Here is a 14,897-nt window from a genome sequence, read left to right as displayed (position 1 = left end):
GACACTTCTATCAAATACTCAAAAATCTTATTCACCCATCACATGCATGAGGACGCGTCTGCGGGCAGGCAGGTGCCGATGCTCAAACAAAAAAATGCCCTGCCACTGGCCCAGGGCAACCCTGCCTTGTAGCACAGGAATCGACAAACTGGTTTGTGTCAGCGCGGTACGCACATGTGCAGGCATGTCATCCGGGCCCTCAACGGTATGAATGAACAGGTCATCGCCATCCGGTACCAGCCGGTTAAAAAAGGCTTCCAGGTCCACCAGCACATCGCGGTCATAATTTTCATTGATCAGCAGGCTGGCTGAAGTGTGCTGGATATATAGCGTCAACAAGCCGGACTGAATGCCGGATTGCTGCACCCATTGCAATACCTGCGGCGTGATGTCATACAAACGCCGACCTTGGGCATTAATAGAGAGGGTTTCGTGCTGTTGTCGCATCCATCAATCTATCCGTAAATCAGCGTCAGTTTACCAGTAACGCCAGCCGCCGCCCCAATAGGGCCGGGGTCCCCAAGGGCCACCATAAAAACCGGGGCCGCCGTAAAAACCTGGCCCGTAAAACCAGGGATCCATACTGCGCAACCGGGCATAATCCCGCTCACGCTTTAACTTGGCTTCTGCCTCGGCGCGCGCTTTTTCACGCTTGTTAATCTCATCGGCGATGGCGTTTTGCTGCGCCAGCGCATTCGCCTGCTGCATATAATCAAGCACGCCTTTGGAAATACCTTTTTGATGCCATGACAGCACCTCAGAAGGGGTCAATGCATAACGCGATTGCGACTGCTTGATTGCGTCAATAATCTCGGCATCCGTCTTGCCCTGCTTGCTCATGGTCACAATCTCATCCAAACTCAACGTCGACTGCGGCGGTGGCACCAGCGCAGCGAGTTGCTCGGGAGAAATACGGTCAATCTGCACCGGTTGCGGTGGTTGTGTCGCGCATCCGCTCATCAAACCGAGCAAAAAAATGATCAAGGACAAACGCCAAGCTTGTGAGTCTCGCATAGTTGCTCCATTTTACACCCGCACAATAAAAAAGGGTCATACGAATATGACCCTTTGCTTGTACCACAGGTTCAGCCTGCAGGCAGATGACCACGCTGCGCCCAAGATGCGCGCGCTGACACTCAGGCTTTGCGGAACTGCATTTTCCCACCCTGAAAATCCACCTGTATCGTGTCTTTGGCCGCAAACTGCCCAGCCAGGATTTCACGTGCCAGCGGATTCTCAATTTCACTTTGAATGGCGCGTTTGAGCGGACGTGCGCCATAAACGGGATCAAAGCCTGCATTGGCAATTTCGGCCAGCGCCGCATCGGTGACGTCGAGTTGCATCTCCATGGCCGCCAGCCGTTTGGCCAGCAATTGCAACTGGATATTGGCAATCGACTTCACATGCGCTTCTCCCAGTGAATGGAACACGACCACCTCATCAATCCGGTTGATGAACTCTGGCCTGAAGTGCGTCTTCACCTCACCCATCACCGCCAGTTTAACCACCTGATAATCCTGGTCACTCATGCTCTGGATCATCTGGCTACCCAGGTTAGAGGTCATGATAATGACGGTATTCTTAAAGTCTACCGTCCGCCCCTGGCCATCGGTCAGGCGACCATCGTCCAGCACTTGCAGCAACACGTTAAACACATCCGGATGCGCTTTTTCCACCTCGTCCAGCAATACGACTGAATAAGGCTTGCGGCGCACGGCTTCGGTCAGCGTGCCGCCTTCTTCATAGCCAACATAGCCGGGGGGCGCACCAATCAAACGCGAGACCGAGTGTTTTTCCATAAACTCACTCATGTCTATGCGCACCAGATGGTCTTCACTGTCGAACAGAAAGTTGGCCAGCGCCTTGCACAACTCGGTTTTACCCACGCCAGTCGGCCCCAGGAACAAAAAGCTGCCATATGGTCGGTTAGGGTCACTCAAGCCACTGCGTGAACGGCGGATCGCATCCGAGACCAGCCGAACCGCTTCGTCCTGCCCCACCACGCGCGCATGCAGGCTATTTTCCATATTGAGCAGTTTTTCGCGCTCGCCGGTCATCATTTTACTGACCGGGATGCCGGTAGCCCGGCTGACCACTTCAGCAATTTCATCGGCACCGACTTCGGTACGCAACATTTTATGTTTGACCGTGCCACTCGCTTCAGCGCTTGACGCGTGCTTCAACTGGGCTTCGAGTTGCGGCAATTTGCCATACTGCAACTCTGAGACTTTTTGCCAGTCGCCTTTGCGTTTGGCAGCTTCCATCTCCAGTTTAATTTTTTCAATCGCCTCTTTCACGCCTGCCGAGCCTTGTACGGCAGCTTTCTCCGCTTTCCAGATTTCTTCGAGGTCGGCATACTCTTTTTCGAGCTTGCTGATTTCTTCTTCAATCAGGCCAAAGCGTTTCTGGCTGGCTTCATCTTTCTCGCGGCGCACGGCTTCACGCTCAATCTTAAGCTGAATCAGTCGGCGATCCAGCTTATCCATCACTTCCGGCTTGGAGTCGATCTCCATCTTGATACGCGAAGCCGCCTCGTCGATCAGATCGATGGCCTTATCCGGCAAAAAACGGTCCGTAATATAGCGGTTAGACAGTTCTGCCGCCGCGACAATGGCCGGGTCGGTAATTTCCACACCATGGTGTAATTCGTACTTTTCCTGCAAACCGCGCAAGATGGCAATGGTCGCCTCGACGCTAGGTTCATCCACCAGTACCTTCTGGAAGCGACGCTCCAAGGCCGCATCTTTCTCGATATATTTACGGTATTCATCGAGCGTGGTCGCGCCCACGCAATGCAGCTCACCCCGGGCCAATGCAGGCTTGAGCATATTGCCGGCATCCATCGCGCCTTCAGATTTACCGGCACCGACCATGGTATGAATCTCGTCAATAAAGACGATGGTCTGGCCTTCGTCTTGCGCCAGCTCCTTGAGCACCGCTTTCAAACGTTCTTCAAATTCGCCGCGGTATTTGGCCCCGGCCAACAGGGCAGCCATGTCCAGGCTCAATACTTTTTTGTTTTTAAGCGAATCAGGCACTTCGCCATTGACGATACGCTGCGCCAGGCCTTCTACAATCGCGGTTTTACCCACGCCGGGCTCACCGATCAATACCGGATTATTTTTGGTGCGGCGCTGCAAGACCTGAATGGCGCGCCGAATCTCGTCATCGCGGCCAATCACCGGATCCAGCTTGCCAGCACGGGCGCGCTCGGTCAGGTCCAGCGTGTATTTTTTCAACGCTTCACGCTGGCCTTCGGCTTCCTGGCTGTTGACAGAATCATTGCCGCGCACGGCTTTAATCGCCTGTTCAAGTGCGGTTTTACTCAAGCCATGTTGCTTGAGCAGTTGCCCGGTGGGGCCTTTATCTTCGGCCAGCGCCAGCAAGAACATTTCGCTGGCAATATAGCTGTCGCCGCTCTTTTGCGCGAGCTTGTCGGTGACATTGAGCAGATTATTGAGGTCGCGCGACACGCTGACATCGCCGCTGTTTTCGCTGACTTTAGGCAGGTTGTCTATGGCTTGCTGCAACCCGGTTTTAAGTGCACTGACTTGCGCACCTGCGCGTGACAACAGCGCCGCCACCCCACTGTCGTCCTGGTTGAGCATGGCCAGCAACAAGTGAGGCGCTTCTATGGTGGGATGATCCGCCCCGACGGCCATGCTCTGCGCATCGGCCAGGGCCTGTTGAAATTTAGTCGTGAGTTTATCAAAACGCATGGCAAACCCTTTCTTGATTAAAGTATCGCCGCACGCTTGCGGCTGGATACCCATATAATGCGGCGGGTTTTTGCGTTTTCAATAGCGCCAGATCAAATGACAGCGTTTTTGAGTAGGCTATTTTGCGAATGGCAGGACTTTCAAGCCTTGATCACTGGTATTCACGGCCAGCGACACCTGGCCTTGCAAATTGAGCCATTGCGGGTAATCCAGCTTGGTCATGCTATGCAGCATGACACTGGGCGCGCCCCAGGTACGGCCACCATCCACAGAGACCATGGCCACAATATCAAAACCGCTGCTATCCCGCTCTTGCCAGGCCAGCCAGACTTTATCGGCCACGCTCAACAAGGCAGGGTGGCTGGCATTGCGTTTGAGGTCACCAATCCGTTTCGGCGGTGAGCTCACCCAGGCCTGGCCATCCATGCGCGCCAGCCGCAAGCCGGGCTTGTCCCCTGCCCCATCAAAATAGGCCAGGTGATAGCCAAAGCCTTCACCAACCGCAATCGCAGCACCATGATGCGGACAACCATCCAGTTTCCAGTGACCATAACTGGCACGCACCAGCACCGGTTTGCCGGTGCCACCAATTTCGGCCATGGCATGGTCGCGCTCACTGCCCTCAAAGACATGCCGCCACAAGACCGCTACCGTGCCATCCGGCTTGCTGGTCATGGCAATCCGGCAACACTCGCAGCTGCTATCCGCCAATTTTTGTTCTGGGGCAAAACTTTTGCCTTGATCGCTTGAAACCGCATAGTAAATGGCAGCCCCATCATACGGTTTACCCGTAGCCTTGGCGGCCAGCAAATCGCGCTTATCCACCCAGGCCACGGTGATGATGCCATTGGCGGCCACGTGCAAACTGTCAAAACGGTGGGTGATTTCATCGCGGTGCTGGTGCACGATATAAGGGGCCTCAAAGCTTTTGCCGCCATCGGTAGAGCGTGCAAACCAGATATACCCGGCATAAGGTTTTTTCAGCGACTCGGTCCAGGTGACATACAGATGGCCATTGGGGCCAACCGCAATCTTGGGCCTGGCTTCGCCGTCGGCGGCCACTTTCATCGGCAACGGATTGACCACGGTTTCCCGACCAAGGGGTTTGCCCGTGGCATCCAGCAAAGACACCCAGACCTGACCCTGCCTGGCCTGAGCCAGCCAGATGCGGCCGGCGCCCTCGGGCGCGACACTGACGGCCAGCGCGTTGGGCGCCTGCTCGGCATGGCCCTCATGACCTTCGTGCGCTTGCGCACAATCCACCCAGCTTGTCATCAGGACAAATAGCCCTAAAACCACGCTTAACCCGTGCCTGAGCAGATTGATTTTATGTATAAAATTGACGTTCATTAACACAAGTGAAACTCGCTAAAGTTTAGCGCCAACTGCGCCGTTAACCCACTTAATCGTCCCAGATAGACGCCTGGAATCAAGCAGACTGAATTATGTTACCCACCGTTTTTGATCATCATAGCACAGCATGGTTGCAGCCATTTGCCGTCACCATGCCTGATATGGCTATGCTGGCCATCAATCGCCGTGCAGTGAGCCTGGCGGCAAACGAACAGGCATTGTCTCTGCTCGCCCCCGTGGGTGAGGAATTACCCAAAGAGTCACGTCAGGTGCTCATCGAAGCCATGCGCGAAGGCAAAACCGAGCTAAACATCACGCTTACCCTCAAAGGCCTCAAGCGCGATTTCAAATGCAGACTATTCTATCCGCAACACACCCGTCGCGCCGTGGGCCTCATGCTGGAGGAAGAAGAAAAGACCTTGACCGCCCAGTTGCTGCATATGCAATCCATCGTGCATTCACTGATCGAAATGAGCCCTGACCTGATTTGCATCAAGGATAGCGACAACCGCTGGATGATGGCCAACGAGCAAATGCTCAACACCTTCCAGATCAACCATTTTGACTTTGAGTTTTTGAATAACCGTCAAATTGCGCAAACCTTGCACCCGGTATTCCGCAACAGTTTTGAACATCACGAAAAATCAGACCAACAAGTCTGGCAAACGCGCCAGCCCTACCACAATGAAGAGTTGGTGCATTTGCCACAAGGCGGTCATAAAACGCTGGAGGTGCATAAAGTCGCCTACTACGACCGCGAAGACCTTCCAAGCCACCTGATCACGGTCGCCCGCGATGTGAGCGAGCAAAAGTTTATTCAAACCCAACTCAACAACCGCAGTGCCGTGCTGGATACCCTGATCTCATGCGACTGGATGCTGCACTCGACTGAACGCTGGCAAACGGTGGCAGAAAACGTGCTGCAACAATGCTGCCTGTCCTTCAGATTCAGTCGCGCCACCCTGCTGCAGCATGAGAATATCCATATGCGCAACAAGACAGAAATGCGCTCCAAGGCCCTGTTTCATTGGGCCATGAACGGCTTTCATGCCACGTATGAGCACTGGGAAAAAGTGTCTTTCCTCACGCCAGAACTACAACGCTGGCATGCCCTGCTGGCGCAGGGCCAGCCTGTCATGTGCGATGCACTGAGCCTGCCAGAGGCCGAGCGCGCCCTGCTCAAGTCGCACGACACGGTCAACCTGGTCATTGTGCCGCTGATGCTGGACGATGACTGGTGGGGATCCATGGTCATTGAACGCTGTTTTGATGCAGAGCCGACCAGCTCACAAGAACTGGGCTCACTGATGGCCATCGGCCGCACCTTGAGCGTGGCCATCAACCGCGAACAAACCGGCAAACATCTCAAGCTGGCAAAAATCGCCTTTGACAGCACCACTGAAGGCATCATGATTGTGAACCCGGCCGGGGAGCTGGTGGGGATCAACCAGGGCTACACTTTGATTACCGGCTACGCAGAAGAAGAGGTGCTGGGCAGCAAACCGCAAATCTTCAAACAGCGTCCGCGCGGCTTGTTTGGTGCACTCAAACGTCATGGCAAATGGTCAGGCGAAATTGAGAATGTCCGCAAAAACGGCGAGAGCTACACCGAGTGGATGACCATCACGGCGGTGCGTAACCACGCCAATGCCATCACCAACTATGTGGGCGTGTTTGCGGATATTTCGGAAATGAAACGTTCGCAACGCCAGTTGAACTCTCTGGTCAATCACGATCCGCTGACCGGCCTGCCTAACCGCCGCCTGATTAATCACCTGTTCGCGCATGCGATTCAGCGCTCCGGCCGCAATGAGCAGCAAGCGGCCATTCTGTTTATCGACCTCGACCGCTTTAAAAATATCAACGACAGCCTGGGGCATTATGCAGGCGACCAGTTATTATTGAGCGTAACCGAACGTCTGCGTCAGGCCGTCCGTGAGTCTGACATCGTTGGCCGCCTTGGTGGTGACGAATTCATCATCATGCTGGAAAACCTGCGCAGCAAGGCTGATGCGTCACAAAAAGCGCATGATATTCTGGAAGCCCTGCGTGTTGAATTCAACATTGACCACCACCAGATTTTTGTCAGTGGCAGCATAGGCATCTCGATGTACCCGCAGGATGGGCAGGATGTCGAGAGCCTGATCAAAGCCGCCGACCTCGCCATGTATCAGGTCAAAAACAACGGTAAAAACCATGTCGCGTTTTACGATGCTGCACTGAGCCGCGACGCCGTTGAGCACTTCCAGCTGGAAACCGAGTTGCGGCAGGCGCTCAATAAAAACCAGCTGAATATGTTCTATCAGGCCCAGATTGACCTCAAGACAGGCATGATTATTGGCGCGGAAGCGCTCATCCGCTGGATGCATCCGACACAGGGCATTATCTCGCCAGCCAAATTCATCCCGCTGGCAGAAGAAACCGGCCTGATTCTGAGCATAGGGGAATGGGCCCTCGCTCAGTCGGTCCGGCAAGCGCATGCCTGGCATCAACAGCATCCGGAATTCAAGAAAATTGCGATTAATGTCTCTGCTGTGCAGATCATGAAAAGCAAGTTTGCCGACACGGTCTACGGCATCCTGATGGAAAGCGAATGTGACCCATCCATCATTGAGCTTGAAATCACCGAAAGCACCTTGATGCAGCATACGCAACATGTGGTCGACACCTTCAATCAACTCAAGCTGTTGGGAATCAGCATTGCGATTGATGATTTTGGCACCGGCTACTCTTCACTCTCACACTTGAAACGGTTGCCGCTGGACCAGATCAAGATAGACCGCAGCTTTGTCAAAGACCTGCCAAACGACAAGGACGATGCTGCGATTACCAGTGCGATTTACGCCATGGCAACTCAGCTGGGATTTACCGTGGTGGCTGAAGGCGTAGAGACAGAAGAGCAGGAAAAATTTTTACAGCGACTGGGGTGCCAGACAGCCCAAGGCTATCTGTACGCCTACCCGGTCAATGCGGACGATTTTGTAAAACTGTTAACATTAAACAATCAAAGAAAAATAAAACGCCATGCATAATCAAGCCTCCGACACTTATTACATTAGCCCAGACCAACTGCAAGTGGGGTTATATATCCACCTTGATCTCGGTTGGATGGATCATCCATTCTCGGTCAGCAACTTCAAGATCACTGAAGATGCGCAAATTGACACGATCAAATCGCTGGGGCTCAAGCAGCTACGCTATGACCCGCGACGGAGTACCAGTCACCCGCTGAAAAAAAATGCCAATGTTGTGGAGTTTCTGGTGAAAAAAGCGTTGTTCCCAGAGCCGGAACCCGCCAAAGAAACCACGCCGCTCAATGCTGCTCAGCAGAAACGACAGGTGCTCAAGCAAGTCATCAACGAGAGTGAGCAAAAGTTTATGCGCACCAGTGCCGAGGTCAAAAACATTCAGAAGCTCTCAACCGAGCATCCTGACCAGGCCTATGGACTAGCTCAGACCCTGGTACAAGACCTGGTCAGCAGCACTCTGACTGAAGGTGATATTGCGATCCACGCCATGAGCGGACACCGTGTCGGCGATCAGCATTACCAGCATGAGCTGAATACCCTGGTGGCCAGCCTGATCCTGGCCAAGAACCTGAATATCAGCGATGAGGATGCGGTGATACTGGGCATGGCGGCCATTTTGCATGATATTGGCAAGCGGCAGATTAGTGACAAAATCCTGTTGAAAAAGGACCCCCTTAACCTGCGCGAAGTCGCGATTTATCAAACCCACGTCGCCTTAGGCCTGAATATGCTCAAAGAGGTCGCCGTACCCAAAAAAATCATGACGCTGATTGCCCAGCATCATGAATTTGCCGATGGCAGCGGTTACCCGCAAGGCCTGCGTGCAGAACAGATTGACCCGTTGGCGCATATCCTGATCATCGCCAATGTGTATGACAACCTATGCAACCCTTCTAACCCGGCCTTGGCAAAAACGCCCTACGAAGCGCTCAGCATGATGTTTGCGCAGCAACGTCACCAGTTTGACCAGACCATTTTGCGCCGCTTTATCAAATGCCTGGGCATTTATCCGCCAGGCAGTGTGGTGCGCCTTTCAGATCAGCAACTGGCAACGGTGATCTCCACCAACCCGCAGCAACCCTTAAGGCCTTTCGTGCAGATCCTCAACGATGATCCTGAGGAAGAGGGTGAAACTTTTGACCTCAGGGAAGCGCTGGACATCAACATCATCCAGTGTCTGAAACCAGAGCAGCTGCCCGATATCCTGCAAAAACGTATGCGGCTCAAACAGCGCACCAGCTACTTTCTGGATAAGGTGTACGCGACCGTTTGACCCGGTTGAAAGATGACCCGCGGTAAAGATGGCGCGGGTCAATAATCAAACTTGACTTGCACATATCCCGTGCGTTGCGGGTAGGGGTGGCGGACATAGGCCTGATCGTTGTTCAGGTTATCGATCCCCACACTGGCGGTCCAGCGCTTGCTCATGTGATAGTTGGCCTTCACATCCACGAAAAAGAACTTGCTCGCAGCGATGTAGGTGTCATCATTGACATCGCTGTTATCCAGCAAGTTGTATTGACGGCCGCTATACCGGGCACTCACACTGTAGGTAATCTGACTGCCCTGATGATAGGTCGTCACCAGCTTGAACATTTCGCGTGGAATCCGCGGGGCCTTATTGCCCTCAATACTTCGGTCCACCCGGTTACGGAGTATTTCTGCATCGGTAAACGTAGCACTGCCCAAAATATCCAGGCCATGAATCCATACATCCTGCCATTCTGTGGACAACTCTATCCCCCGGGTCCTGACGTGGTCCAAATTCTGGATAAAGGAACAGCCACCCGCCCCGGCTGTACACACCCCTGTGCCATAGGGAATCGCGCGGCCATTGGCAATGGTCTGTGAGATCAAGGCATCATATTTTTCTTCGTTAAACACGCTGGCGCGAATCAGGCCGTTAGCAAACCGCCTTTCGGCGGTGATTTCAGCTGATAGCACCTCCTCCGGTTTGAGATTCGGGTTGTTCTGGACAATCTGGCTGCTCTGCGTAACCTGTTGATAGAGCTCACTCACCGTCGGAAAACGGAATGCCTGTCCAAATGAAGCACGGAATCCCCATTCTGGCATGGGTTCAAAACTCAATGAAACCTTGGGCGAAAACCGATTAGCCTCTGCCGTCGCATAATTGGCAGTAGACAACACGCCGCCAGTCACGGCCTGGTTACGGCCATCCATAGCCTGCCAGCGCTCTGCACGTCCGCCTAACGTGAGCGACCATTGCGGGTGCAATTGCCATTTATCCTGAATAAACAATGCTTGCGTACGCGTGCTGCCACGTGAGCTGCTATTCAAGTTGCCTTTGTTTCCCACTTGCCAGTCTGCCGTATCAAAGGTGGTGCTGCCAAGATCGTACTCATCAATATGGTAGCCCACATCCACAACATGCCGCCCCCAGCCAGCCTCTGCTGGCCTGAAGGTTGCACGCGCATCAAAGGTGGTCCAGCCCGTGCCTGACATGTCTGTCACGCGCCCGGCACGATTGATGTAGGGATTCCCCGCAGCAAGTGTCGTTGTCGAGGTAGCAATATTTGACTGGCTATTTTTGTCCTGCTGGTAGTCATAGTCTGAAAAAGTCAGTTGCCAGTCAAAAAAGCCTTTGCTGTCCGACTTGAGGTCAATGGCCTGCATGACATGCGTCGCGTCGGCTTTTGACGGATTAAATCCGCTCAAATCATAGCGCAGGCCATTGAGCTGTACGCGGTTGTTATACACCGTGTTTCCATTAGCGTCCTTGAGATACGACGTCACATCCGTATGACTGTTCAAATGCCATAACCCCAGGGTATAGGTGGCTTTCACGGTATCCGTTACATCGTATGCGGCCTTGAACCGCAGATTCGTTTGCTCCGGCCGCTCCATGCTCACTGCCCCAAACACATTACGCGGCAAGTTTCTATCGTTTTTGTCGACAGAGGCACCGGTAACGGCGACCCCGCCCGCTGTACGGCTCCCAGCACTCAAATCGCGGACGACAAAATCCATGGGCTGGCCTTCATTATTCAGATAATCAGCGCTGAGCAGCAGGCTCAGGTCATTCCATTTGTCACCAAGCGAAGCAGAAAGGTGCTGGCCTTCAAGATTGAGTTTTGAATGGTATAAATCAAAATTTTGGCGGAAATACTGCACATTGGTATGCGCCTCCAGCTTGGTCGGCATCCTGGTTTTTACACTGACCACACCGCCAAACGAGTTACCGGCGAACATGGCAGAAAAAGGTCCATACATCATGCTAATCTGCTCAATCTCATCCGGACTAATCATGCCCCAGCGTGGCGGGAAGGCAAACGAGTTTCCCAGCAAATTGGAGAGCAATACGCCATCTGCGTACAGCATGGTTTGCGCACTTGAAAGTGTCCCCACGGTCCGCCCGGCAATAATGCCGTTTCTATCGCCAATATAGCGCTCCCGGATTTGCAAACTGGGCAAAAACTTCATCGCCTGCGCGGCCGTGGTGGCATTCACACTCTCCTGAATCTGTTTTTTGTTAAAGCTTTCTACGGTGGCCGGATAATCGACAATCCGGCTATCCACCGTACCCGATACCTCGACATCATCCAACTCAACCTGATTATGATCGGCATGCACTGGCATGGATGCCAACCCCAACACCAGGCTGGCACCCCAGTATAGGCTGCCTGGTAAACGAAACTGCTTCATGACTTCTTCCCTGAGCATTTAAGTAGATGGTTAATAAAATAGATTAAAAGCCACATTGACCGACCGCCCCATGCCGGGCACATTCATCCCGTAATAGGCTGCCCCCCCCGTCGTCATGGAGTTACCTTCTGCCACATATGCCCCGCCCAGGGGCAATAAATAAAATTTGTTGAACAAGTTTTCGACAGAAAAATCGAGGCGTGCATGCTGCCACTCATAGCTGCTGCGCAAATGAAAAATCGTGTAACCAGGCGTATTTACTTCGTTTCGCACCTCTGAAACGCGCACTTTTTCTGCCACACTTTGCAGCTCAAGACGGTTGGTCCACTTGCCCAATTGATGCTGAAAGCCAGCTTTTAGATTGAGTGGCATCATGTGATAAAGATGTCCGCCAGTGGTTTCATTATTCCCGCGTACGTAGCTAATTACCCCTGTGGCTGAAAAGTTGCCTACACTTGCCAATCGCCCAAACTGATAGCTGCCGGACAAATCCGCCCCATATAGCAGCGCATCCACATTCTCATATTGCAACAAGACGTAGCAATTTGTGGTCGTGACGTTAGTACCATTACAGCCACTTCCTGCAGAGGTATTTCGTTGCAGGCGTCTTGCATCAATATAATTGTCAACATAAGTGGCATATGCCGTCGTTTTCACCGCCCATTTTTCATGGTTGGCATCATGCCAATCCGCGACCACACTCATGGTATAGGCGACCTCAGGCTTTAGGTCTGGATTACCCACATAACCATTGCCATCCCCAACAAAGTTATTCATCAAGGCGGCCATGCTATTGGTAGACCATGCGAAGCGTTCGTATAAATTGGGGGAGCGATTTTTGCGGGCGAATCCGATCTCATAAGCCTGATTGGCGTCAGCACGATATTTCACCAGCGCGGTCAAATCATACTGCTGAGTCTGGGTGTTACGATCGCCACGATTCAGTTTGGCAGCATCCACACTATAGGTAGTGTTGTAGCCTTGAACAGGGTCAACAGATGAACGGACACTGTCTGTACGCAGGCCTAATAATGTCATCCATTCTGCATCCCATACAGACTCCCACTCGCCATAAACACCCAGACGGTCTCTTTTACCATTCCGTATGTTCTGAAACGTGTTTGGCCCCATATTAAAACCATCAATAGGTGTCCACCAATCGTCGAGACGATAGTTTTGGAAATCCACCCCAAGGCGCAGCGTGTCACGCGCATTAAGTAGCAAAGTGGTTTTGATGCTGCCGCCATCAGTGCTTGCATCGCTCAGCATAGGCATATACATACCAAAGGCCCGGCTACGCAACATATCCATGGCGTGTCGGGTGTCTTGATGAAAATAGCGAACCTCCAGTTCACCCCAATCGTATGCTCCCAGATAATGCATGTTGACGGTTTTATTTACGTTTGCAGGCTTGTGCGTTAACAGGCTGGAACCATTATTCGGATCAAACTCGCTGGAGACCATGTCCATACGCTGATTGGGAAACCCCTCCCAATCTATGCTTTGCTCACCCCACTTCAATTCAAACAGGTGTTTGTCATCCACATTCCACGCCAACCCCAGCTCCTGATTACGCGATCGACGGAAAGCAGAGCTGGCCACCTCTTTTTCGCCAACCCGATCTTCAGTCGGAGTCGTTTGCAGAATTGGTTTTTTGAAATTGCCTGCTGCCTGATAATTATTAGCATCGGCATAAGTCTCTGTATATGCCAGGCTAAACTGACGGGTTGCTGCACCCAAAGCCACATTGGCTCCTCTGGCCGCCCCATTGCTCCGGTAAAACGTCCCCAACTGCCCAAAGCTGACATAGACCTGATCGTCATTCGCAAAGCGCGGACGCGCTGAATCCACTTGTATGGTGCTGCCGATACTATCGCCGCCCACGCTAACTGGGGCAACGCCCGCATAGACCTGAATGCTGCGCACTTGCACCGGATTGATAAATGACAACGCCGGGTTCATATGATTTGGGCAAGCACTCATCAAATCCATGCCATCCACTTGCGTACGGTTACGGTCATCTGCAAACCCATGAATGGTCGGCAGACTTGAAATGCCGCCAGCACTGAAGCTACTGACACCAGGGATCTCTTCCAGCAACTTAGCGGTATCTGTCGTGTTAATCCCCTTTTGCCGAATGGCTTTCAAAGGGATGACCTCCCCTTTAAAACGGCTTTCCTGGTCAACTTGCACGGGAGGCAATTGCAAGCTTTTCTCGCTTTCCTCAGCATTAGGGCCAGCGTAACCAAGCATGGGCGAGACGAGCAACGCCATCAACAATCTCAATAATTTCATGATTTTTTCAGTCAAGCATGGCAAATGCGCATGCATTTGCCATGTCTCAACGCTCGTCCTGGTTATGCTTGCTCACGGCGGCGGCGCGCTATCATGCCGGTCATGACCAAGCCTAAACTCAACAGCGTATAGGTGCTTGCCTCAGGAACAGGCACAGCCACCATGCTGATCACCTGACTAACGGGATACCCACTCATGGTTCCCACCGAGCCATACCCAGCCGCGGAGGTCCCTGTCATACAAACGGCGCCCATCATGCCGCCAGGCGCACAGTCGGCATAAGCCAGTTTGTTAATTTGAGTCTGTGTCAACGCAGTCAATGGATTATCAGGGACAAAAATCAATGCGTAAGCGTTACCAGGGTTATTTGCCGGACGCGGATAGCCGTAATAAACACCGCCGATATCCACACCAGCCTGTGGGCTCCAGCCATCCCCGCCAGCCAGGGTTGAGAAGGTATTCGTGTTGCTGTTTTTAAAGGTGGCAGCAAATGTGCCGCCTAAAGCAGCGTCATACCAAGAAACCAACTGGTAATTCAGGTTTAACCAAGTCATATTGGAAGCATCTGTACCAGTCATAGACTCACTCAGTTTACCCGCCAGGCCGGTAATTACTTTTGTTGCTGAGTCATAACTAAATGACCCTTCAAAAATAGAGTTTTTTGGCTGGGTGTCTGGCTCAAACCAGGTGGTGGTCACGTTGTAAGTAGATACCGCAGCAAATGCTGGGCTGGTTGCCAAGGTCATGGCAGCGATTGCCAATGTTTTTTTCAATACGTTCATTATCTTCTCCTATCATGTTGGTGAGGGCGTTAAGCACACTCTCCAACGATTCATGT

The 14,897-nt window shown here is 52.7% G+C and carries 9 protein-coding genes; 2 read left to right on the top strand and 7 right to left on the bottom strand.

Features of this window, described 5'->3' with window-relative positions:
* Nucleotides 1-27 precede the first annotated feature (27 nt).
* From ACFQ1T_RS06275 to ACFQ1T_RS06260, 4 genes are all read right to left on the bottom strand, one after another.
* Nucleotides 28-447, bottom strand: coding sequence for a secondary thiamine-phosphate synthase enzyme YjbQ (locus ACFQ1T_RS06275; protein ID WP_194740530.1), 420 nt, complete (start codon nt 445-447; stop codon nt 28-30).
* 30 nt (nt 448-477) lie between these two features.
* Complete coding sequence (locus tag ACFQ1T_RS06270) at nt 478-1,014, bottom strand: hypothetical protein (RefSeq protein ID WP_194748574.1); 537 nt, start codon at nt 1,012-1,014, stop codon at nt 478-480.
* A 122-nt stretch (nt 1,015-1,136) separates the two neighbouring features.
* Nucleotides 1,137-3,719 carry an ATP-dependent chaperone ClpB gene (gene clpB / locus ACFQ1T_RS06265; protein WP_338655148.1) on the bottom strand — a complete coding sequence of 861 codons (2,583 nt, stop codon included), beginning with the start codon at nt 3,717-3,719 and terminating at the stop codon, nt 1,137-1,139.
* A 117-nt stretch (nt 3,720-3,836) separates the two neighbouring features.
* Nucleotides 3,837-4,994 (bottom strand): exo-alpha-sialidase, encoded by a 1,158-nt coding sequence (locus ACFQ1T_RS06260; RefSeq protein ID WP_379074912.1) that lies wholly within the window; start codon nt 4,992-4,994, stop codon nt 3,837-3,839.
* A gap of 170 nt (nt 4,995-5,164) precedes the next feature.
* On the opposite strand from ACFQ1T_RS06260, the gene ACFQ1T_RS06255 reads away from it, so the two are divergent.
* Both ACFQ1T_RS06255 and ACFQ1T_RS06250 read left to right on the top strand, forming a co-directional pair.
* Nucleotides 5,165-8,104, top strand: a complete 2,940-nt coding sequence (locus ACFQ1T_RS06255; protein WP_379074909.1) for an EAL domain-containing protein — start codon at nt 5,165-5,167, stop codon at nt 8,102-8,104.
* Nucleotides 8,097-9,374: an HD-GYP domain-containing protein gene (locus ACFQ1T_RS06250; RefSeq protein WP_313987350.1), complete on the top strand. Its 1,278-nt coding sequence runs from the start codon at nt 8,097-8,099 to the stop codon at nt 9,372-9,374. The genes ACFQ1T_RS06255 and ACFQ1T_RS06250 overlap by 8 nt, the downstream gene beginning before the upstream one ends.
* A gap of 38 nt (nt 9,375-9,412) precedes the next feature.
* Here the strand turns inward: ACFQ1T_RS06250 and ACFQ1T_RS06245 are convergent, their stop codons facing one another.
* From ACFQ1T_RS06245 to ACFQ1T_RS06235, 3 genes are all read right to left on the bottom strand, one after another.
* Nucleotides 9,413-11,764 (bottom strand): TonB-dependent receptor, encoded by a 2,352-nt coding sequence (locus ACFQ1T_RS06245; RefSeq protein WP_379074906.1) that lies wholly within the window; start codon nt 11,762-11,764, stop codon nt 9,413-9,415.
* Nucleotides 11,765-11,794: 30 nt separating this feature from the next.
* Nucleotides 11,795-14,059, bottom strand: a complete 2,265-nt coding sequence (locus ACFQ1T_RS06240; protein WP_379074903.1) for a TonB-dependent receptor — start codon at nt 14,057-14,059, stop codon at nt 11,795-11,797.
* Nucleotides 14,060-14,121: 62 nt separating this feature from the next.
* A complete protein-coding gene (locus ACFQ1T_RS06235; RefSeq protein ID WP_379074900.1) occupies nt 14,122-14,841 on the bottom strand; it encodes a PEP-CTERM sorting domain-containing protein in 720 nt (239 codons plus the stop codon).
* Nucleotides 14,842-14,897 lie beyond the last annotated feature (56 nt).

Source organism: Methylophilus glucosoxydans (assembly GCF_042676145.1).
GTDB classification, from domain to species: Bacteria; Pseudomonadota; Gammaproteobacteria; order Burkholderiales; family Methylophilaceae; genus Methylophilus; species Methylophilus glucosoxydans.
Note: the sequence above shows the minus strand (reverse complement) of the source record. Positions and strands in the feature narration are given on the sequence as shown.

Excerpts from the sequence above, each read along its gene's own strand:
- ACFQ1T_RS06275 (WP_194740530.1), bottom strand. The coding sequence starts at position 447 with ATGCGACAACAGCACGAAACCCTCTCTATTAATGCCCAAGGTCGGCGT.
- ACFQ1T_RS06245 (WP_379074906.1), bottom strand. The coding sequence starts at position 11,764 with ATGAAGCAGTTTCGTTTACCAGGCAGCCTATACTGGGGTGCCAGCCTG.
- ACFQ1T_RS06270 (WP_194748574.1), bottom strand. The coding sequence starts at position 1,014 with ATGCGAGACTCACAAGCTTGGCGTTTGTCCTTGATCATTTTTTTGCTC.
- clpB (WP_338655148.1), bottom strand. The coding sequence starts at position 3,719 with ATGCGTTTTGATAAACTCACGACTAAATTTCAACAGGCCCTGGCCGAT.
- ACFQ1T_RS06250 (WP_313987350.1), top strand. The coding sequence starts at position 8,097 with ATGCATAATCAAGCCTCCGACACTTATTACATTAGCCCAGACCAACTG.
- ACFQ1T_RS06255 (WP_379074909.1), top strand. The coding sequence starts at position 5,165 with ATGTTACCCACCGTTTTTGATCATCATAGCACAGCATGGTTGCAGCCA.
- ACFQ1T_RS06240 (WP_379074903.1), bottom strand. The coding sequence starts at position 14,059 with ATGAAATTATTGAGATTGTTGATGGCGTTGCTCGTCTCGCCCATGCTT.
- ACFQ1T_RS06260 (WP_379074912.1), bottom strand. The coding sequence starts at position 4,994 with ATGACAAGCTGGGTGGATTGTGCGCAAGCGCACGAAGGTCATGAGGGC.
- ACFQ1T_RS06235 (WP_379074900.1), bottom strand. The coding sequence starts at position 14,841 with ATGAACGTATTGAAAAAAACATTGGCAATCGCTGCCATGACCTTGGCA.